The 18,727-nt window shown below is 70.0% G+C and carries 18 protein-coding genes; all 18 read left to right on the top strand.

What is annotated here, in order from left to right:
* Positions 1-3 precede the first annotated feature (3 nt).
* Positions 4-726, top strand: a complete 723-nt coding sequence (locus ACFVYR_RS29240) for an MBL fold metallo-hydrolase (protein ID WP_384262139.1) — start codon at positions 4-6, stop codon at positions 724-726.
* Positions 727-737: 11 nt separating this feature from the next.
* The gene (hisS, locus tag ACFVYR_RS29235; protein WP_384262136.1) at positions 738-2,000 is read left to right on the top strand and encodes a histidine--tRNA ligase; all 1,263 of its coding nucleotides are present in this window, start codon (positions 738-740) and stop codon (positions 1,998-2,000) included.
* Positions 2,001-2,154: 154 nt separating this feature from the next.
* The gene (locus ACFVYR_RS29230) at positions 2,155-2,784 is read left to right on the top strand and encodes a vitamin K epoxide reductase family protein (RefSeq protein ID WP_384262135.1); all 630 of its coding nucleotides are present in this window, start codon (positions 2,155-2,157) and stop codon (positions 2,782-2,784) included.
* Positions 2,785-2,831: 47 nt separating this feature from the next.
* Positions 2,832-4,193, top strand: a complete 1,362-nt coding sequence (locus tag ACFVYR_RS29225; RefSeq protein WP_389613086.1) for a replication-associated recombination protein A — start codon at positions 2,832-2,834, stop codon at positions 4,191-4,193.
* Positions 4,194-4,567: 374 nt separating this feature from the next.
* A complete protein-coding gene (gene rpsD, locus ACFVYR_RS29220) occupies positions 4,568-5,182 on the top strand; it encodes a 30S ribosomal protein S4 (RefSeq protein WP_055563995.1) in 615 nt (204 codons plus the stop codon).
* Positions 5,183-5,595: 413 nt separating this feature from the next.
* A complete protein-coding gene (locus ACFVYR_RS29215; protein WP_384263685.1) occupies positions 5,596-6,054 on the top strand; it encodes a DUF948 domain-containing protein in 459 nt (152 codons plus the stop codon).
* A 7-nt stretch (positions 6,055-6,061) separates the two neighbouring features.
* Positions 6,062-6,394 carry a DUF6167 family protein gene (locus ACFVYR_RS29210; RefSeq protein WP_384263682.1) on the top strand — a complete coding sequence of 111 codons (333 nt, stop codon included), beginning with the start codon at positions 6,062-6,064 and terminating at the stop codon, positions 6,392-6,394.
* Positions 6,394-9,063: an alanine--tRNA ligase gene (gene alaS, locus ACFVYR_RS29205; RefSeq protein ID WP_384263680.1), complete on the top strand. Its 2,670-nt coding sequence runs from the start codon at positions 6,394-6,396 to the stop codon at positions 9,061-9,063. The genes ACFVYR_RS29210 and alaS overlap by 1 nt, the downstream gene beginning before the upstream one ends.
* Before the next feature lie 20 nt (positions 9,064-9,083).
* Positions 9,084-9,548 (top strand): Holliday junction resolvase RuvX, encoded by a 465-nt coding sequence (gene ruvX / locus ACFVYR_RS29200; RefSeq protein ID WP_384263691.1) that lies wholly within the window; start codon positions 9,084-9,086, stop codon positions 9,546-9,548.
* 124 nt (positions 9,549-9,672) lie between these two features.
* Entirely contained in the window at positions 9,673-11,436 is a 1,764-nt protein-coding gene (gene mltG, locus ACFVYR_RS29195) for an endolytic transglycosylase MltG (RefSeq protein WP_384263677.1), read from the top strand.
* On the top strand, positions 11,433-12,263 hold the full coding sequence (locus tag ACFVYR_RS29190; RefSeq protein WP_384263675.1) for a shikimate dehydrogenase: 831 nt from the start codon (positions 11,433-11,435) through the stop codon (positions 12,261-12,263). Before mltG ends, ACFVYR_RS29190 begins: the two co-directional genes overlap by 4 nt.
* 179 nt (positions 12,264-12,442) lie before the next feature.
* Entirely contained in the window at positions 12,443-13,627 is a 1,185-nt protein-coding gene (aroC, locus tag ACFVYR_RS29185) for a chorismate synthase (RefSeq protein ID WP_384263673.1), read from the top strand.
* On the top strand, positions 13,624-14,139 hold the full coding sequence (locus ACFVYR_RS29180) for a shikimate kinase (protein WP_384263670.1): 516 nt from the start codon (positions 13,624-13,626) through the stop codon (positions 14,137-14,139). Before aroC ends, ACFVYR_RS29180 begins: the two co-directional genes overlap by 4 nt.
* Complete coding sequence (aroB, locus tag ACFVYR_RS29175) at positions 14,136-15,233, top strand: 3-dehydroquinate synthase (protein ID WP_384263668.1); 1,098 nt, start codon at positions 14,136-14,138, stop codon at positions 15,231-15,233. Before ACFVYR_RS29180 ends, aroB begins: the two co-directional genes overlap by 4 nt.
* Positions 15,234-15,396: 163 nt before the next feature.
* On the top strand, positions 15,397-16,317 hold the full coding sequence (locus ACFVYR_RS29170; protein WP_384263666.1) for a Pro-rich N-terminal domain-containing protein: 921 nt from the start codon (positions 15,397-15,399) through the stop codon (positions 16,315-16,317).
* Between the two features lie 102 nt (positions 16,318-16,419).
* Positions 16,420-17,526: an aminopeptidase P family protein gene (locus ACFVYR_RS29165; protein ID WP_384263663.1), complete on the top strand. Its 1,107-nt coding sequence runs from the start codon at positions 16,420-16,422 to the stop codon at positions 17,524-17,526.
* A 59-nt stretch (positions 17,527-17,585) separates the two neighbouring features.
* Positions 17,586-18,152 (top strand): elongation factor P, encoded by a 567-nt coding sequence (efp, locus tag ACFVYR_RS29160; RefSeq protein ID WP_365577681.1) that lies wholly within the window; start codon positions 17,586-17,588, stop codon positions 18,150-18,152.
* A gap of 2 nt (positions 18,153-18,154) precedes the next feature.
* The gene (gene nusB / locus ACFVYR_RS29155) at positions 18,155-18,589 is read left to right on the top strand and encodes a transcription antitermination factor NusB (protein ID WP_384263661.1); all 435 of its coding nucleotides are present in this window, start codon (positions 18,155-18,157) and stop codon (positions 18,587-18,589) included.
* The last annotated feature ends 138 nt before the right edge of the window (positions 18,590-18,727 follow it).

Raw genomic sequence — 18,727 nt, 5'->3', positions numbered from 1 at the left:
ATCGTGCTCATTGCCGGGTTCCCCGCCGGGGCCTGGGGCACCAACTGCTATGTGGTCGCCCCCGCCGCAGGCGAGGAGTGCGTGATCATCGACCCGGGCCACCAGGCCGCCCAGGGAGTCGAGGACGCACTCGCGAAGCATCGGCTCAAGCCCGTCGCGGTCATCCTCACCCACGGTCACATCGACCATGTCGCCTCGGTCGTCCCGGTCTGCGGAGCGCACGACGTGCCCGCGTGGATCCACCCCTGCGACCGGTACATGATGAGCGACCCCGAGAAGGCCCTCGGCCGCTCCATCGGGATGCCGCTGATGGGCGAGCTGACGGTCGGGGAACCTGACGACCTGCGGGAGCTGTCCGACGGCGCCGCCCTGAAGCTGGCGGGCCTCGACTTCTCCGTCGCGCACGCGCCGGGCCATACGAAGGGGTCGGTGACCTTCCGGATGCCCGAGACGGCCGAGATCCCCTCGGTCTTCTTCTCGGGCGATCTGCTCTTCGCCGGCTCCATCGGACGCACCGACCTGCCCGGCGGCAGCCACCCCGAGATCCTCGATTCGCTGGGCCGCGTGTGCCTGCCGCTCGACGACTCGACCGTGGTGCTGTCCGGCCACGGCCCCCAGACGACCATCGGCCAGGAGCGCGCCACCAACCCGTATCTGCGGCAGGTGGCCGCGGCCTCCCAGGGCCACAGCGCGGACCAGACGTCCGCGCCGCGACGAGGAATGTGACGAGAAAACCCGTGAGCACCTTCAAGGCCCCCAAGGGCACGTACGACCTGCTTCCGCCGGACTCCGCGAAGTTCCTCGCGGTGCGCGAGGCGATCGCCGCGCCGCTGCGCGACTCCGGATACGGCTACATCGAGACGCCCGGTTTTGAAAGCGTCGAGCTGTTCGCGCGCGGTGTCGGTGAGTCCACCGACATCGTCACCAAGGAGATGTACGCCTTCACCACCAAGGGCGGCGACCAGCTCGCGCTGCGCCCCGAAGGCACCGCCTCCGTGCTGCGCGCCGCCCTCGAGGGCAACCTCCACAAGGCAGGCAACCTCCCCGTCAAGCTCTGGTACTCGGGCTCGTACTACCGCTACGAGCGCCCCCAGAAGGGCCGCTACAGGCACTTCTCCCAGGTCGGCGCCGAGGCGATCGGAGCCGAGGACCCGGCGCTCGACGCCGAGCTGATCATCCTGGCCGACCAGGCGTACCGCGCCCTCGGCCTGCGGAACTTCCGCATCCTGCTCAACTCGCTCGGCGACAAGGAGTGCCGTCCCGTCTACCGGGCCGCGCTGCAGGACTTCCTGCGCGGGCTCGACCTGGACGAGGAGACACGTCGGCGTATCGACATCAACCCGCTGCGCGTCCTCGACGACAAGCGGGCCGACGTCCAGAAGCAGCTGGTGGGCGCCCCCTCGCTGCGCGACTACCTGTGCGACGCGTGCAAGACGTACCACGAGCAGGTCCGTGAGCTGATCACGGCGGCGGGCGTCGCCTTCGAGGACGACGAGAAGCTGGTCCGCGGTCTGGACTACTACACCCGCACGACCTTCGAGTTCGTCCATGACGGCCTCGGCTCGCAGTCCGCGGTGGGCGGTGGCGGCCGCTACGACGGCCTGTCCGAGATGATCGGCGGCCCCTCGCTGCCCTCGGTCGGCTGGGCGCTCGGCGTCGACCGTACGGTGCTGGCCCTGGAGGCGGAGGGCGTCGAGCTCGAACTGCCCGCGGCCACCAGCGTGTTCGCGGTACCGCTCGGCGACGAGGCGCGCCGGATCCTCTTCGCCAAGGTGACGGAGCTGCGCAAGGCCGGGGTCGCGGCGGACTTCTCGTACGGCGGGAAGGGCCTCAAGGGCGCGATGAAGAACGCGAACCGCAGCGGCGCGCGCTTCACCGTGGTCGCCGGTGAGCGTGACCTCGCCGAGGGCGTCGTCCAGCTCAAGGACATGGAGTCCGGGGAGCAGAGCGCCGTCCCGGTCGACGAGATCGTCGCGGTGCTCACGGCGAAGCTGGCGTAACGGCACGAGCGAAGCGCTTTACCACGGCTTTTCCGCGCGGGGTCCGGAAACGGACCCCGCGCTGCCGTTCCCGGGACGGACACACAGGTACGTACGGCACAATGTCCCTGCCCGCGGCCACCACAAGCGACGGAACGGCGTGATGAGCAAAACGATGTCAGCGAAGGACGACGCCCTGAACGACCTGGACCGCGCGGACGCTCCGCGTGGCGTCGGTGGCAGCCGCGCGCTCGCCCTGCTTCTGGTGGTCACCGGCGCGGCCGGTCTGCTCGCCTCCTGGATCATCACGCTCGACAAGTTCGAGCTCCTGAAGGACCCGAACTTCCAGCCGGGCTGCAGCATCAACCCCGTCGTCGCCTGCGGCAGCATCATGAAGAGCGAGCAGGCGGAGGCGTTCGGCTTCCCGAACCCCATGATCGGCCTGGTCGCCTACGGCATCGTGATCTGCGTCGGCATGAGCCTGCTCGGCGGCGCCCGCTTCCCGCGCTGGTACTGGCTCACGTTCAACGCGGGCGCGCTCTTCGGCGTCGGGTTCTGCACCTGGCTGATGATCCAGTCGCTCTACCACATCAACGCGCTCTGCCTCTGGTGCTGCCTGGCCTGGGTCGCCACGCTCCTGATCTTCTGGTACGTCACGTCCTTCAACATCCGCCACGGTTTCCTGCCCGCGCCGGGCTGGGCCAGGAGCTTCCTCGCCGACTTCACCTGGGCCCTTCCCGTCATGCACATCGGCGTCATCGCCATGCTGATCCTCACGCGCTGGGGCGCCGACCTCTGGGCCTGACCACGGGGCCGATGGGATTGTCAGTGGCGTGACATAGGGTTCTTCACGTGGAGCCCGACCTGTTCACCGCCGCAGCCGAAGACCGCCAGGAGAAGGACCCGTCCAGCAGCCCCCTGGCCGTCCGGATGCGCCCGCGCACCCTCGACGAAGTCGTCGGCCAGCAGCATCTGCTGAAGCCGGGCTCGCCCCTGCGCCGACTGGTCGGCGAGGGCGAGGGAGGCCCCGCGGGGCCTTCATCGGTGTTCCTGTGGGGCCCGCCCGGCATCGGCAAGACCACCCTCGCGTACGTCGTCTCCAAGGCCACGAACAAGCGCTTCGTCGAGCTCTCCGCGATCACCGCGGGAGTGAAGGAAGTGCGCGCCGTCATCGACGGGGCCCGCAGGGCCATGGGCGGCCACGGCAAGGAGACCGTCCTCTTCCTCGACGAGATCCACCGCTTCAGCAAGGCCCAGCAGGACTCCCTGCTGCCCGCGGTCGAGAACCGCTGGGTGACGCTGATCGCGGCGACCACCGAGAACCCGTACTTCTCGATCATCTCCCCGCTGCTCTCCCGCTCCCTGCTGCTCACCCTCGAACCGCTCACCGACGACGACCTGCGCGCGCTGCTGCGCCGGGCGCTCACCGACGAGCGGGGCCTCGGCGGCGCGGTCGAGCTGCCCGCGGAGGGCGAGGAGCACCTGCTGCGCATCGCGGGCGGCGACGCCCGGCGCGCGCTCACCGCCCTTGAGGCGGGCGCGGGATCGGCGCTCGCCAAGGGTGAGAAGGAGATCACCCTCCAGACCCTGGAGGAGTCGGTCGACCGCGCCGCGGTGAAGTACGACCGCGACGGCGACCAGCACTACGACGTGGCCAGCGCCCTCATCAAGTCCATCCGCGGCTCGGACGTCGACGCGGCCCTGCACTACCTGGCCCGCATGATCGAGGCCGGTGAGGACCCGCGCTTCATCGCCCGGCGCCTGATGATCTCCGCCAGCGAGGACATCGGCCTCGCCGACCCGACCGCCCTGCCCACCGCGGTCGCCGCCGCCCAGGCCGTCGCCATGATCGGCTTCCCCGAGGCCGCGCTCACCCTCAGCCACGCCACGATCGCCCTCGCCCTGGCCCCGAAGTCGAACGCGGCGACGATCGCCATCCAGCAGGCCCAGGCCGACGTCCGCGGCGGCCTCGCCGGACCCGTCCCGCCCCACCTGCGCGACGGCCACTACAAGGGCGCGGCCAAGCTCGGCCACGCCCAGGGGTATGTGTATCCGCACGACGTCCCGGGCGGTATCGCCGCCCAGCAGTACGCCCCGGACACCATCGAGGGCAAGCGGTACTACCAGCCCACGAGGTACGGCGCCGAGGCGCGGTACGCCGACGTGGTCGAGCGGGTCCGCGCCCGCCTCAAGGGCGAGCAGCCCGAGAGCTGAGCGGCCCCTGAGCGGCCCAGGGCGAGGCACCCCGCCACACCCGGTACACTTGTCCGCAGTGCTGCGTCCCGTGACCGGTCTCGTACCGGCGCCACCAGAACGGGACATCCAGCCGGAACCCCACCGCCGCGAGGCACCGGGGATCCAGGAGCGTCGCGCACCGTCGAAGGTGTCGCGGGCAGCCCACCACCATCTCGTACTCCGGGAATCGGTCGGTGGGCCACTCGCGTGCTGCACATTGTGCCCAGACCAGGGAGCGGCTGCCTTGCGGACCACGGCTCACGGGCCGTGCTCACGAGGTTTCCCAGGCTGCGGATGCGACCTCCCCTAACCACTGGTGAAGCCGAATTCACAATGAACAGAGAGGTTGGTTCATGCCGAACCAGTCCCGCCCCAAGGTCAAGAAGTCGCGTGCCCTCGGCATCGCGCTGACCCCGAAGGCCGTCAAGTACTTCGAGGCCCGCCCCTACCCGCCGGGCGAGCACGGCCGTGGGCGCAAGCAGAACTCGGACTACAAGGTCCGTCTGCTCGAGAAGCAGCGGCTGCGCGCGCAGTACGACCTCTCCGAGCGTCAGCTCGTCCGTGCCTACGAGCGTGCGTCCAAGACGCAGCTCAAGACCGGTGAGGCCCTGGTCATCGAGCTGGAGCGTCGTCTCGACGCCCTGGTTCTGCGTTCGGGCATCGCCCGCACGATCTACCAGGCCCGCCAGATGGTCGTGCACGGCCACATCGAGGTCAACGGCGGCAAGGTCGACAAGCCGTCGTACCGCGTCCGTCCCGACGACGTCGTGATGGTCCGCGAGCGCAGCCGTGAGAAGCCGCTGTTCCAGGTCGCGCGCGAGGGTGGCTTCGCCCCCGACGGCGAGACCCCGCGCTACCTCCAGGTGAACCTGAAGGCCCTGGCCTTCCGTCTGGACCGCGACCCGAACCGCAAGGAGATCCCCGTGATCTGCGACGAGCAGCTCGTCGTCGAGTACTACGCCCGCTGACCCGGACGTAGCTCACCCTGCTTCAGCCCGTCGCCTCCCCGCCCTTACCGGCGGGGCAGGCGGCGGGTTCGGTCGTTTCCGGGGCCCGCGCGCAGCGCGTTCTCCAGGGGCTTGCGCCGGGTGGGCGCCCGGACTCCAACACCTCGGCCGACTCGGCGAGTTCGGTGCCGCGCCCGGCGAAGGCGTTCAGCCCAGGGGCAGATTGCCGGACGGAAATGATCCCATGGGGTACGGAGCGTGCTCCGACGTATGCGTTCCGTACAATCACTTCGGACAACTCCTGTGGCGGCGAAGGGGAATGCGGTACGGAGTGGCGCCCCCGGCGCGATAGGGTCGGAGGACGACTTTTTCGATGTTCGAGTCCGAAGTCCGGGACGAGATTCCTGCGGACGAGATTCAGGGAGCGGTGCCAAGTGTCCGGTGGAGAGGTTGCCGGGATCCTGGTGGCCGTCTTCTGGGCGATCCTGGTCTCCTTCCTCGCGGTGGCACTGGCGAGGCTGGCCCAGACGCTCAGGGCGACCACCAAGCTGGTCGCGGACGTGACCGAGCAGGCGGTCCCCCTCCTGGCGGACGCCTCCACCGCGGTGCGCTCCGCGCAGACCCAGATCGACCGGGTCGACGCCATCGCCTCCGACGTCCAGGAGGTCACGTCGAACGCGTCGGCGCTGTCCACGACGGTCGCCTCGACCTTCGGCGGCCCCCTCGTGAAGGTGGCCGCGTTCGGCTACGGCGTGCGCCGGGCGATCGGCCGCAAGTCCGGCCCCGAAGCGGGCGACATGCCCACCAAGCCCTCCCGTCGTACGGTGATCGTGGGTCGCACCGTCCCGTCCGCGCGGCGGGCGAAGCGGGCCAACCGGAGTAAGAGGGACTGACGCAGCGATGTTCCGCCGTACGTTCTGGTTCACCGCGGGCGCAGCCGCCGGCGTATGGGCCACCACCAAGGTCAACCGCAAGCTCAAGCAGCTGACCCCCGAGAGCCTCGCCGCGCAGGCCGCGAACAAGGCGATCGAGACGGGGCACCGCCTCAAGGATTTCGCGCTCGACATCCGCGACGGCATGGCCGAGCGCGAGGCGGAGCTGGACGAGGCGCTGGGTCTGCGGAACCACCCCGACGCCGAACTGCCCCCGGTGCGGCGCTTCGCGGTCATCGAGAGCCACAGCAGCTACAAGAACGACATGAAGACGCAGTACAACCGGAATGAGGACCACTGATGGAGTCGGCTGAAATCCGCCGCCGCTGGCTGAGCTTCTTCGAGGAGCGCGGGCACACCGTCGTCCCTTCGGCGTCGCTCATCGCGGACGACCCGACTCTGCTGCTCGTTCCCGCCGGCATGGTGCCGTTCAAGCCCTACTTCCTGGGTGAGGTCAAGCCGCCCGCCCCGCGCGTCACCAGCGTGCAGAAGTGCGTGCGCACGCCCGACATCGAAGAGGTCGGCAAGACCACGCGGCACGGCACGTTCTTCCAGATGTGCGGCAACTTCTCCTTCGGCGACTACTTCAAGGAGGGCGCCATCACGCTCTCCTGGGAGCTGCTGACCAGCCCGGTCGACAAGGGCGGCTTCGGCCTCGACCCCGAGCGGCTGTGGATCACGGTCTACCTCGACGACGACGAGGCCGAGCAGATCTGGCGCGAGAAGGTCGGCGTCCCGGCCGAGCGCATCCAGCGCCTGGGCAAGAAGGACAACTTCTGGTCCATGGGCGTGCCGGGACCCTGCGGCCCGTGCTCCGAGATCAACTACGACCGCGGTCCCGAGTTCGGCGAGGAGGGCGGCCCCGCCGTCAACGACGAGCGCTACGTGGAGATCTGGAACCTGGTCTTCATGCAGTACGAGCGCGGCGCGGGCGACGGCAAGGAGGACTTCCCGATCCTCGGCGAGCTGCCGTCGAAGAACATCGACACGGGCCTCGGCCTCGAGCGTCTCGCCATGATCCTGCAGGGCGTACAGAACATGTACGAGACGGACACCCTGCGCGTCGTCATGGACAAGGCCACCGAGCTGACCGGCGTGCGCTACGGCGCCGAGCACGGCTCGGACGTCTCCCTGCGCGTCGTCGCCGACCACATCCGTACGTCGACGATGCTCATCGGCGACGGCGTCACGCCCGGCAACGAGGGCCGCGGGTACGTCCTGCGCCGCATCATGCGCCGCGCCATCCGCAACATGCGTCTGATGGGCGCCACCGGACCGGTCGTCAAGGACCTCGTCGACGTCGTGATCGACACGATGGGCCTGCAGTACCCGGAGCTCGTCACCGACCGCAAGCGCATCGAGACCGTCGCGCTCGCCGAAGAGGCCGCCTTCCTCAAGGCACTCAAGGGCGGCACGAACATCCTCGACACCGCCGTCACCGAGACCAAGGCCGCAGGCGGCAAGGTCCTCTCCGGTGACAAGGCGTTCCTGCTGCACGACACGTGGGGCTTCCCCATCGACCTCACCCTGGAGATGGCCGCCGAGCAGGGCCTGACCGTGGACGAGGACGGTTTCCGCCGTCTGATGAAGGAGCAGCGGGACCGCGCCAAGGCCGACGCCAAGGCCAAGAAGACCGGCCACGCCGACCTGCACGCCTACCGCGAGATCGCCGACGCCTCCGGCGCCACCGACTTCACCGGCTACTCCCTCACGGAGAACGAGGCACAGATCGTCGGCCTCCTCGTCAACGGCGTCCCCTCGCCCGCGGCCACCGAGGGCGACGACGTCGAGATCGTCCTGGACCGCACCCCGTTCTACGCCGAGGGCGGCGGCCAGATCGGCGACACCGGACGCATCCGCCTGGACAGCGGCGCGATCGTCGAGATCCGCGACGTGCAGAAGCCGGTCCCCGGTGTGCACGTCCACAAGGGCGTCGTGCAGGTCGGCGAGATCACGGTCGGCGCCCCGGTGTGGGCCTCGATCGACGCCCACCGCCGCCGCGCCATCGCCCGCGCCCACTCCGCGACGCACCTCACGCACCAGGCGCTGCGCGACGCGCTCGGCCCGACGGCCGCCCAGGCCGGTTCCGAGAACCAGCCCGGCCGCTTCCGCTTCGACTTCGGTTCGCCGTCCGCCGTGCCCACGGCCGTGATGACGGACGTGGAGCAGAAGATCAACGAGGTCCTCGCCCACGAGCTGGACGTGCAGGCCGAGGTCATGTCGATCGACGAGGCGAAGAAGCAGGGCGCCATCGCCGAGTTCGGCGAGAAGTACGGCGAGCGCGTGCGCGTCGTCACCATCGGCGACTTCTCCAAGGAGCTGTGCGGCGGTACGCACGTCCACAACACCGCCCAGCTCGGCCTGGTCAAGCTGCTCGGCGAGTCCTCCATCGGCTCCGGTGTGCGCCGCATCGAGGCGCTGGTCGGCGTGGACGCGTACAACTTCCTCGCCAAGGAGCACACGGTCGTCGCCCAGCTCCAGGAGCTGGTCAAGGGCCGCTCCGAGGAGCTGCCCGAGAAGATCTCCGGCATGCTCGCCAAGCTGAAGGACGCCGAGAAGGAGATCGAGAAGTTCCGCGCGGAGAAGGTCCTCCAGGCCGCCGCCGGTCTCGTCGAATCCGCCAAGGACGTCCGCGGTGTCGCCCTCGTCACCGGTCAGGTGCCGGACGGCACCGGCGCCGACGACCTGCGCAAGCTGGTCCTCGACGTGCGCGGCCGCATCCAGGGCGACCGCCCGGCCGTCGTGGCCCTCTTCGCCGTGGGCAACGGCCGTCCACTGACGGTCATCGCCACCAACGAAGCGGCGCGTGAGCGTGGCCTCAAGGCCGGTGACCTGGTCCGCACCGCCGCCAAGACGCTCGGCGGCGGTGGCGGCGGCAAGCCGGACGTCGCCCAGGGCGGCGGCCAGAACGCGGCCGCCGTGCCGGACGCCATCGCCGCGGTCGAGCGCCTCGTCACCGAGACGGCCTGATGGCCGAGGCTGCTGAGGGCATGCGCCGGGGCCGACGCCTCGCGATCGACGTCGGGGACGCCCGGATCGGGGTCGCCTCGTGCGACCCCGACGGGATCCTCGCCACGCCGGTGGAGACGGTGCCCGGACGTGACGTCCCGGCCGCGCAGCGTCGGCTCAAGCAGCTCGTCGAGGAGTACGAGCCGATCGAGATCGTCGTCGGCCTCCCTCGCTCCCTCAACGGGGGCGAGGGCCCGGCGGCCGCCAAGATCCGCCTGTTCACCCAGGACCTCGCCCGCATGGTCGCCCCCATTTCGGTGAGGCTGGTGGACGAGAGGATGACCACAGTGACGGCCAGTCAGGGCCTGCGCGCCTCGGGCGTGAAGTCCAAAAAGGGCAGATCTGTTATCGATCAGGCTGCTGCGGTCATCATTCTCCAACAGGCTCTGGAGTCCGAACGGGCGTCAGGCAAAGCTCCCGGCGAGGGCGTCGAAGTGGTCATCTGATCGCGATACGGTAACGTTCCGCGCGATGCGGCGGTGTTCGAACAGCTGCCGCACAGCATCAAGAGGCGGAACGGTTGCCCGGCCATCCCGACGGCGGCCCCGCCTCGCGGCATGTAGGGGATCGATGACTGAGTATGGCCGGGGCCCAGGCTCCGAACCGTGGCATCCGGAGGACCCGTTGTACGGGGACAGCGGATGGGGAGGACAGGCGCCCGCGAGCGGCACGTCCACCTACGGCGGCCAGGGGCAGTACCACCCGGAGCAGCCGCATCAGCATCAGCAGCCGCACCAGTCCCAGTACGGGGGCGACTGGAGCACCGGTCAGCAGCAGTCCTACGGCCAGCAGTCCTACGGCGGCCAGCAGCAGTACAACGGTGAGCCCGGCCAGGCGTACAACGGGAACCCCGGGCAGCAGTACCACGGCGGCCCCGGCCAGGAGTACGCCGGGAGCCCCGGTCATGGGTACGGCGGCGGGCCCGACCATGGCCATCAGGGTGACTGGGGCGCCGGCCAGCAGGGGCAGGTCCCCTACGGCGGTGATCCGATGGACCCCTACGGCGGCCAGGAGGCCGGGTACGGCGCGGAGAGCCACGACTACTACTCGACCCCCGACGCCTACGCCCCGCCGGAGCCGCCGGCCCGCCGTGTCACGGTGCCCGAGCCCGGTTCCGAGAAGACCGACTGGGATCCCGGCCCCGACCAGGGCGAACACGCGTTCTTCGCGGGTGGCGGGGACGACGACGAGCACGACGAGGATGCCGGGCGGCCCGGTGGCCGCGGTGACCGGCGCGGCGGCCGGAGCGGCAAGAAGGGCAAGAAGCGCCGCAGCGGCTGCGCCTGCCTGGTCGTCACGGTGGTCTTCGCCGGTGGCCTCGGCGGGGTCGGCTACTTCGGCTACCAGTTCTATCAGGATCGTTTCGGCACGGCGCCGGACTACGCGGGCGAGGGTTCCGGGTCGGTCACCGTCGACATTCCCAACGACGCCGGCGGCTATGTGATCGGGCAGAAGCTCAAGGCTGCCGGTGTCGTCAGGAGCGTCGACGCCTTCGTCTCCGCCCAGGGCAAGCATCCGAAGGGCCAGTCCATTCAGCCGGGCGTCTATGCCCTCAAGAAGCACATGTCCGCGGTGAGCGCCGTCGAATTGATGCTCAGCCCCAAGAGCCGCAACAACCTCATCATTCCCGAGGGCAGGCGGAACGCGTGGGTCTACCAACAGATCGACACGCGCCTGAAACTGGCGAAGGGCACCACCGAAAAGGTCGCCAAGAAGGACTGGCAGAGCCTCGGACTTCCTTCCTGGGCGAATACCAATAAGGACATCAAGGACCCGTTGGAGGGATTCCTCTACCCCTCCAGCTATCCCGTCGTCAAGGGCCAGAAGCCCGAGGACGTCCTCAAGAAGATGGTCGCCCAGGCCGGCGAGAAGTACGACGAACTCGGCCTCCAGGCGAAGGCCAAGGAGCTGCACCTGAAGGACCCGTTGCAGGTCCTCACCGTGGCGAGCCTCGTCCAGGCCGAAGGCAAGTACAAGCACGACTTCGAGAAGGTCGCCACCGTCGTCTACAACCGCCTGAAGCTCAACAACACCGAAACGTACGGTCTGTTGGACTTCGACTCGACGGTGAACTACCTCCGTGGCGAGTCGAAGCTCGGGACCGGGACGGTCGACGCGCTCCGCAGGATCGACGACCCGTACAACACCTACAAGATCAAGGGCCTGCCGCCCGGGCCGATCGGAAACCCGGGTGAAGTCGCGCTGAAGTCGGCGCTGCATCCCGCCAAGGGCAACTGGTACTACTTCGTCTCCGTCAGCGAGGACAAGACGCTCTTCGCCGAGACCAACGAAGAGCAGAACCGGAACCGCGACAAATACCTGAAGGGGCAATGAGCGCGCAGAAGCGACGAGCCGCAGTTCTCGGCTCCCCGATCGCCCATTCCCTCTCCCCGGTGCTGCATCGCGCGGCATATGAGGAGCTGGGGCTGAGTGACTGGTCCTACGACCGTTTCGAGATCGATGAGGCGGCGCTGCCCGCATTCATCGGTGAGCTCGGCCCGGAATGGGCCGGACTTTCGCTGACGATGCCGTTGAAGCGGGCGATCATTCCGCTGCTCGACGAGATCAGCGGGACGGCCGCGTCCGTCGAGGCCGTCAATACGGTGGTGTTCACGGAGGACGGCCGCAAGGTCGGCGACAACACCGATGTCCCCGGCATGGTCGCCGCCCTGCGCGAACACGGCATCGAGCAGGTCGAGTCCGCCGCGATCCTGGGCGCCGGCGCCACCGCGTCGTCGGCGCTCGCCGCCCTGGCGCGGATCTGCGCGGGCGAGGTCGTCGCGTACGTACGCAGTGACGCCCGTGCCACCGAGATGAGGCAGTGGGGCGAGCGGCTCGAAGTGGACGTGCGGACCGAGCCCTGGGAGGACGCGCGCGAGGCGCTGAGCTCGCCGCTGGTGATCGCCACGACTCCGGCGGGCACCACGGACGTCCTTTCGCCCCTCGTACCCGAGCGCCCCGCCACCCTCTTCGACGTGCTGTACGACCCGTGGCCCACCGCTCTCGCGGCCCGCTGGTCGGCGTACGGCGGAGCGGTCGTCAGCGGACTCGACCTGCTCGTGCACCAGGCGGTGCTCCAGGTCGAGCAGATGACGGGACGCGCTCCCGCGCCGCTTGCCGCGATGCGCAAGGCCGGGGAGCACGCGCTCGCCGCACGGTAGGCCCGTGGTCGTGCCCGGCCCGCGCCCCGGTCGCGCCGTGGTCGAGGCCCGTCCGCCAGATGGACCGGACGCGGGTTCCCGTCCCGGGACATGGGAGGATCAGGGTGGCGGGCCAGGGCCGCGCACCCGGCCGCGCCGTCGAAGACCGCAGTTCGAGGCGCGAGCATGAGGAGCATCCGTTGAGCAGGTTGCGTTGGCTGACCGCGGGGGAGTCGCACGGACCCGCGCTTGTCGCGACGTTGGAGGGGCTTCCCGCCGGCGTGCCGATCACGACGGAGATGGTGGCGGATCATCTGGCGCGGCGGCGGCTGGGGTATGGCCGTGGGGCGCGGATGAAGTTCGAGCGTGATGAGGTCACGTTCCTGGGTGGTGTGCGGCATGGGCTGAGTATGGGTTCGCCGGTTGCTGTGATGGTGGGGAACACGGAGTGGCCCAAGTGGGAGCAGGTCATGTCGGCGGATCCGGTGGATCCGGGGGTGCTGGCGGATCTGGCCCGTAATGCGCCGTTGACCAGGCCGCGTCCGGGGCATGCGGATCTGGCGGGGATGCAGAAGTACGGTTTCGATGAGGCGCGTCCGATTCTGGAGCGTGCGTCGGCGCGGGAGACCGCGGCGCGGGTGGCGCTGGGTGCGGTGGCGCGTTCGTACTTGAAGGAGACGGCCGGGATCGAGATTGTCTCGCATGTGACGGAGCTGGCGGCGGCGAAGGCCCCGTACGGTGTCTACCCGACCCCCGCGGACGTGGAGAAGCTTGATGCGGATCCGGTGCGGTGCCTGGATGCGGATGCGTCGAAGGCGATGGTCGCGGAGATCGATCAGGCGCACAAGGACGGCGACACCCTGGGTGGTGTGGTTGAGGTTCTGGCGTACGGGGTGCCGGTGGGGCTGGGTTCGCATGTGCACTGGGACCGGCGTCTGGACGCTCGGCTCGCGGCTGCGTTGATGGGTATTCAGGCGATCAAGGGTGTCGAGGTCGGTGACGGTTTCGATCTGGCGCGGGTGCCGGGTTCGAAGGCGCACGACGAGATCGTGACGACCGAGGAGGGCATCAGGCGGACGTCGGGTCGTTCCGGTGGTACGGAGGGTGGTCTGTCCACGGGTGAGTTGTTGCGGGTGCGTGCGGCGATGAAGCCGATTGCGACGGTGCCGCGTGCGTTGGCGACGGTTGATGTGGTTACGGGTGAGGCGGCCAGGGCGCATCATCAGCGTTCGGATGTGTGTGCGGTGCCGGCGGCGGGGATTGTCGCCGAGGCGATGGTCGCGTTGGTCCTTGCGGATGCGGTGGCGGAGAAGTTCGGTGGTGACAGCGTGCCGGAGACGCGGCGCAACGTGCGGTCCTACCTCGACAACCTGCACATCCGGTGACCGGCCCGCGGATCGTTCTCGTCGGCCCCATGGGCGTGGGCAAGACGACGGTCGGAGAGCTGCTCGCCGACCGTCTCGGCATCACGTTCCGGGACACCGACGCCGACATCGTGGCCGCCCAGGGCCGGGAGATCTCCGACATCTTCGTCGACGAGGGTGAGGCGTACTTCCGCGAGCTGGAGAAGGCCGCCGTCGCCACGGCCCTCGCCGAGCACGACGGTGTCCTCGCGCTCGGCGGCGGTGCCGTGCTCGACGCGTCGACGCGTGCGCTGCTCTGCGAACACCCCGTCGTCTGTCTCTCGATGGACGTCGAGGAAGCCGTCAAGCGCACCGGCCTCAACCAGGCCCGCCCGCTCCTCGCGGTCAACCCCCGCAAGCAGTGGCGCGAGCTGATGGACGCCCGCCGTCCGCTGTACGCCGAAGTCGCCCGCGCGGTCGTCGCCACCGACGGCCGCACCACCGATGAGGTCGCCCGAGCGGTCCTCGACGCACTGGAGTTGAAGGAAGCATGACGACGGAGCAGACCCCCACCCGCATCCACGTCGGGGGCACCGCCGGCACGGATCCGTACGAGGTCCTGGTCGGTCGGCAGCTCCTCGGCGAGCTGCCCGGCCTCATCGGCGACCAGGCCAAGCGGGTCGCCGTGATCCACCCCGAGGCGCTCGCCGAGACCGGTGACGCGCTCCGCCAGGACCTCGCCGACCAGGGGTACGAGGCGGTCGCCATCCAGGTGCCGAACGCCGAGGAGGCCAAGACGGCGGAGGTCGCCGCGTACTGCTGGAAGGCCCTTGGCCAGTCCGGCTTCACGCGCAGCGACGTCATCGTCGGCGTGGGCGGCGGCTCCTCCACGGACCTCGCCGGGTTCGTGGCGGCGACCTGGCTGCGCGGCGTGCGGTGGATCGCCGTACCGACCACGGTGCTCGGCATGGTCGACGCGGCCGTCGGCGGCAAGACGGGCATCAACACCGCCGAGGGCAAGAACCTCGTCGGCTCCTTCCACCCGCCGGCCGGCGTCCTCTGCGACCTCGCGGCGCTCGACTCGCTCCCGGTGAACGACTACGTCTCCGGACTCGCGGAGATCATCAAGGCCGGCTTCATCGCCGACCCGGCGATCCTGGAGCTCATCGAGGCTGACCCGCAGGCGGCCCGCACGCCCGAGGGCCCGCACACCGCCGAGCTGATCGAGCGCTCCATCAGGGTCAAGGCCGAGGTCGTCTCCGGCGACCTCAAGGAGGCGGGCCTGCGCGAGATCCTCAACTACGGGCACACCCTCGCGCACGCCATCGAGAAGAACGAGCGCTACAAGTGGCGCCACGGTGCCGCGGTCTCCGTCGGCATGCACTTCGCGGCCGAACTCGGCCGCCTGGCGGGCCGCCTCGACGACGCCACGGCCGACCGGCACCGCACGGTCCTGGAATCGGTCGGACTCCCGCTGACCTACCGCTACGACCAGTGGCCCAAGCTGCTCGAGACCATGAAGGTCGACAAGAAGTCCCGCGGTGACCTGCTGCGCTTCATCGTCCTCGACGGCCTGGGCAAGCCGACCGTCCTTGAGGGTCCCGACCCGGCCGTACTGCTCGCCGCCTACGGCGAAGTGGGCCAGTAGTACCAAGTAGCATCCGCTGTACGCGGCCGTCGGATCAGGCCACGGGCACTTCACGGCCTCCCCGGCCGTTCACACAACGACGGCCGGGGGCGGTACCGTTCGGTAACGGGCGGCCCGGCCGCCGCCCGACCAGCGTCAGTCGCACGAGACGGAGTGGCACCGGATGCAGCACGCAGTGGGATCTCCGCTGCCGCCGCCCCACCAGCCGGGGCACGGACCGGCCACCGGCTGGTCGCCGGCCGCACACCACCCGAGCGCTCCGCCTCCCGGAGCGCAGGACCACGCAGCGATGGCCCCCGGCTTCACGGGCGGGCCCGCTCCGCAGCCACCGGGACAGCTGCCGCACGCCACGCACGCGCAGGGGCAGACTCCGATGCCGCACGCCCCGGCCGCGCCCCAGCCCCCTTCGCACGGCCTCGGCCCGGTGCCCGTGCCCCCGGAGAGCACGGGCCACGTCCAGCTGCCGCCGGGCGGCCCCGTCGCGATGCCGAGCCCGCCGCAGGGCACGGCACCGACCGACACCGGCGCCACGACGCTCGCCGTGCTGCTCATCGGCCCCGCGGGTGCGGGCAAGACGAGCGTCGCCAAGTACTGGGCGGAGCACCGGCACGTGCCGACCGCCCACATCAGCCTCGATGACGTACGGGAGTGGGTGCGCTCCGGGTTCGCCGACCCCCAGACCGGCTGGAACGACCACTCCGAAGCGCAGTACCGCCTGGCCCGCCGCACCTGCGGCTTCGCCGCCCGCAACTTCCTCGCCAACGGCATCTCCTGCATCCTCGACGACGCGGTCTTCCCCGACCGCCCGGTCGTCGGCCTCGGCGGCTGGAAGCGCCATGTGGGCCCCGGCCTGCTGCCGGTGGTCCTGCTCCCCGGCCTGGAGGTCGTCCTGGAGCGCAACGCCGAGCGCAGCGGCAACCGCCGCCTGACCGACGAGGAAGTGGCCCGCATCCACGGCCGCATGGCCGGCTGGTACGGCTCGGGCCTGCCCATCATCGACAATTCCCAACTCGACGTCCCCGCCACGGCCCGCATCCTCGACGACGTCCTGGCCCACGCCATCGCGAGCCCCCCGCAGTGGTAGCCCCGGCCGTCGGCCACGGCTGACACCAGTACTGGTGAGCGGCGCCGCCCGGTCGGACGCGCCCGCCGGGCCGTGCGGGCGCGGCGCTCGTAGGCTCGCCCCATGTCAGAGGTGTACGCGGTCCGCAGGGAGCGGGTCAGGGAGCGCTGTGCCGCCGGTGGTGGCGCCGCGGCGCTGGTCTCCCGGCCCGCCAACGTCCGCTATCTCGCCGGTGCCGCTCCCGCCGGAGCCGTACTCCTCGTCGGCAAGGACGAGGACGTACTGCTCTGCGGGAGCCCGCCCGGCGACCAGCAGAGCGAAGGGCGGCCCGACGAGGCGCTGCGGCTGCGGGCGCTGCCCACGCCGGGTGCCGACCCGGCCGTCGCGGGGGCCGGTCTGGCGGTCGCCCAGGGCGCCGACGTGCTGGCCGTCGAGGAGCACCATCTGACCGTCGGCAGGCACCGCGCGCTCGCGTCGGTCGCGCCCGGGCTGCGCCTGACGGATCTCGGGACGGCCGTCGAGCAGCTGCGCCTGGTCAAGGACGAGGAGGAACTCTCCTGCCTGCGGATCGCCGCCGAGATCGCCGACCAGGCACTGGGCGAGCTGCTCGAATCCATTCTCGTGGGGCGCACGGAGCGGCACCTGGCGCTGGAGCTGGAGCGGCGGCTCATCGACCACGGGGCGGACGGCGCGGCGTTCCCGACGTCGGTCGGCACCGGCCCGAACTCCGGCAGGGGCGGCCACCGGCCCTCGGACCGGCGGGTGGAGGAGGGCGACTTCCTCTCCGTGTGCCTGGGGGCGAGCTACCGCGGATACCGCTGCGAGATCGGGCGTACCTTCGTCATCGGCACGTCGCCCGCCGACTGGCAGATCGAACTGTACGACCTGGTCTTCGCGGCGCAGCGGGCCGGGCGCGAGGCCCTTCTGCCCGGCGCCGCCTGCCGTGATGTGGACCGGGCGGCACGTCACGTACTGGGCTCCGGCGGCTATACGGAAGGGCTTGCTCCACTGACTGGACATGGTGTGGGGCTCGAAATCGACGAGGACCCGCAGTTGGCGCCCGCGGCCATGGGTAAACTGGACGCCTGCGTGCCGGTCACCGTCGAACCGGGGGTTCACCTCCCGGGCCGGGGCGGTGTCCGGATCGATGACACGCTAGTCGTGCGCCCCGAGGCGGACGGCGGACCCGAGCTACTCACCATCACGACCAAGGAATTGCTCGCGCTCTGACGTGCGCGCGTGAACCGGGGTCGTCCACCAGTCAGTCAGTGCAGGAGATTGAAGCAACCGTGGCTTCCACGAACGACCTCAAGAACGGCCTGGTGCTCAAGCTCGAAGGCGGCCAGCTCTGGTCCGTCGTCGAGTTCCAGCACGTAAAGCCCGGCAAGGGCCCGGCCTTCGTGCGCACCAAGCTCAAGAACGTGCTCTCCGGCAAGGTCGTCGACAAGACGTTCAACGCCGGCGTCAAGGTCGAAACGGCCACGATCGACAAGCGCGACATGCAGTTCTCCTACATGGACGGCGACTACTTCGTCTTCATGGACATGGAGACCTACGACCAGCTGCACGTCGACCGCAAGGCCGTCGGCGACGCCGCCAACTTCCTGATCGAGGGCTTCACCGCCACCGTCGCGCAGCACGAGGGCGAGGTGCTCTTCGTCGAGCTGCCCGCCGCCGTCGAGCTGACCATCCAGGAGACCGAGCCGGGCGTCCAGGGCGACCGCTCCACCGGCGGCACCAAGCCCGCCACCCTGGAGACCGGCCACCAGATCCAGGTGCCGCTCTTCATCACCACGGGCGAGAAGATCAAGGTCGACACCCGTGACAGCGGCTACCTCGGCCGGGTGAACAGCTAACCGTGGCTGCTCGTAACACGGCCCGCAAGCGCGCCTTCCAGATCCTCTTCGAGGCAGACCAGCGCGGTACCGATGTCCTGACGGTGCTCGCCGACTGGGTGCGCCACTCGCGGTCCGACACCCGGCAGCCGCCGGTGAGCGAGTACACGATGGAGCTCGTCGAGGGATACGCGGAGCATGAGCGCCGCATCGACGAACTCATCGCGCAGTACGCCGTCGGATGGACCCTGGACCGCATGCCGGTCGTCGACCGGAACATCCTGCGCCTCGGCGCCTACGAGCTCGTCTGGGTCGACGGGACGCCGGACGCCGTGGTGCTCGACGAGGCGGTCCAGCTCGCCAAGGAGTTCTCCACGGACGACTCGCCCGCCTTCGTCAACGGTCTGCTCGGACGCTTCAAGGATCTGAAGCCGTCCCTGCGCCGGGACGAGGCATAAGGCGTCGTCGTACGTCATCGGAGGGCCCGCAGCCAACAGCTGCGGGCCCTCCGATTTTTCTTGGTGCCGCCGATTCTTCTCCGCGCCGGAATGCGCCCGGGCATACGGAAAACCGCCGGGGCGGCCGCGCCTTTCGGC

The sequence above is a fragment of the Streptomyces sp. NPDC058284 genome (genome assembly GCF_042881135.1).
Lineage (GTDB): Bacteria > Actinomycetota > Actinomycetes > Streptomycetales > Streptomycetaceae > Streptomyces.
This window is presented reverse-complemented; position numbering and strand designations above follow the sequence as displayed.

Excerpts from the sequence above, each read along its gene's own strand:
- ACFVYR_RS29230 (WP_384262135.1), top strand. The coding sequence starts at position 2,155 with ATGTCAGCGAAGGACGACGCCCTGAACGACCTGGACCGCGCGGACGCT.
- rpsD (WP_055563995.1), top strand. The coding sequence starts at position 4,568 with ATGCCGAACCAGTCCCGCCCCAAGGTCAAGAAGTCGCGTGCCCTCGGC.
- ACFVYR_RS29210 (WP_384263682.1), top strand. The coding sequence starts at position 6,062 with ATGTTCCGCCGTACGTTCTGGTTCACCGCGGGCGCAGCCGCCGGCGTA.
- alaS (WP_384263680.1), top strand. The coding sequence starts at position 6,394 with ATGGAGTCGGCTGAAATCCGCCGCCGCTGGCTGAGCTTCTTCGAGGAG.
- ruvX (WP_384263691.1), top strand. The coding sequence starts at position 9,084 with ATGCGCCGGGGCCGACGCCTCGCGATCGACGTCGGGGACGCCCGGATC.
- mltG (WP_384263677.1), top strand. The coding sequence starts at position 9,673 with ATGACTGAGTATGGCCGGGGCCCAGGCTCCGAACCGTGGCATCCGGAG.
- ACFVYR_RS29190 (WP_384263675.1), top strand. The coding sequence starts at position 11,433 with ATGAGCGCGCAGAAGCGACGAGCCGCAGTTCTCGGCTCCCCGATCGCC.
- aroB (WP_384263668.1), top strand. The coding sequence starts at position 14,136 with ATGACGACGGAGCAGACCCCCACCCGCATCCACGTCGGGGGCACCGCC.
- ACFVYR_RS29170 (WP_384263666.1), top strand. The coding sequence starts at position 15,397 with ATGCAGCACGCAGTGGGATCTCCGCTGCCGCCGCCCCACCAGCCGGGG.
- ACFVYR_RS29165 (WP_384263663.1), top strand. The coding sequence starts at position 16,420 with ATGTCAGAGGTGTACGCGGTCCGCAGGGAGCGGGTCAGGGAGCGCTGT.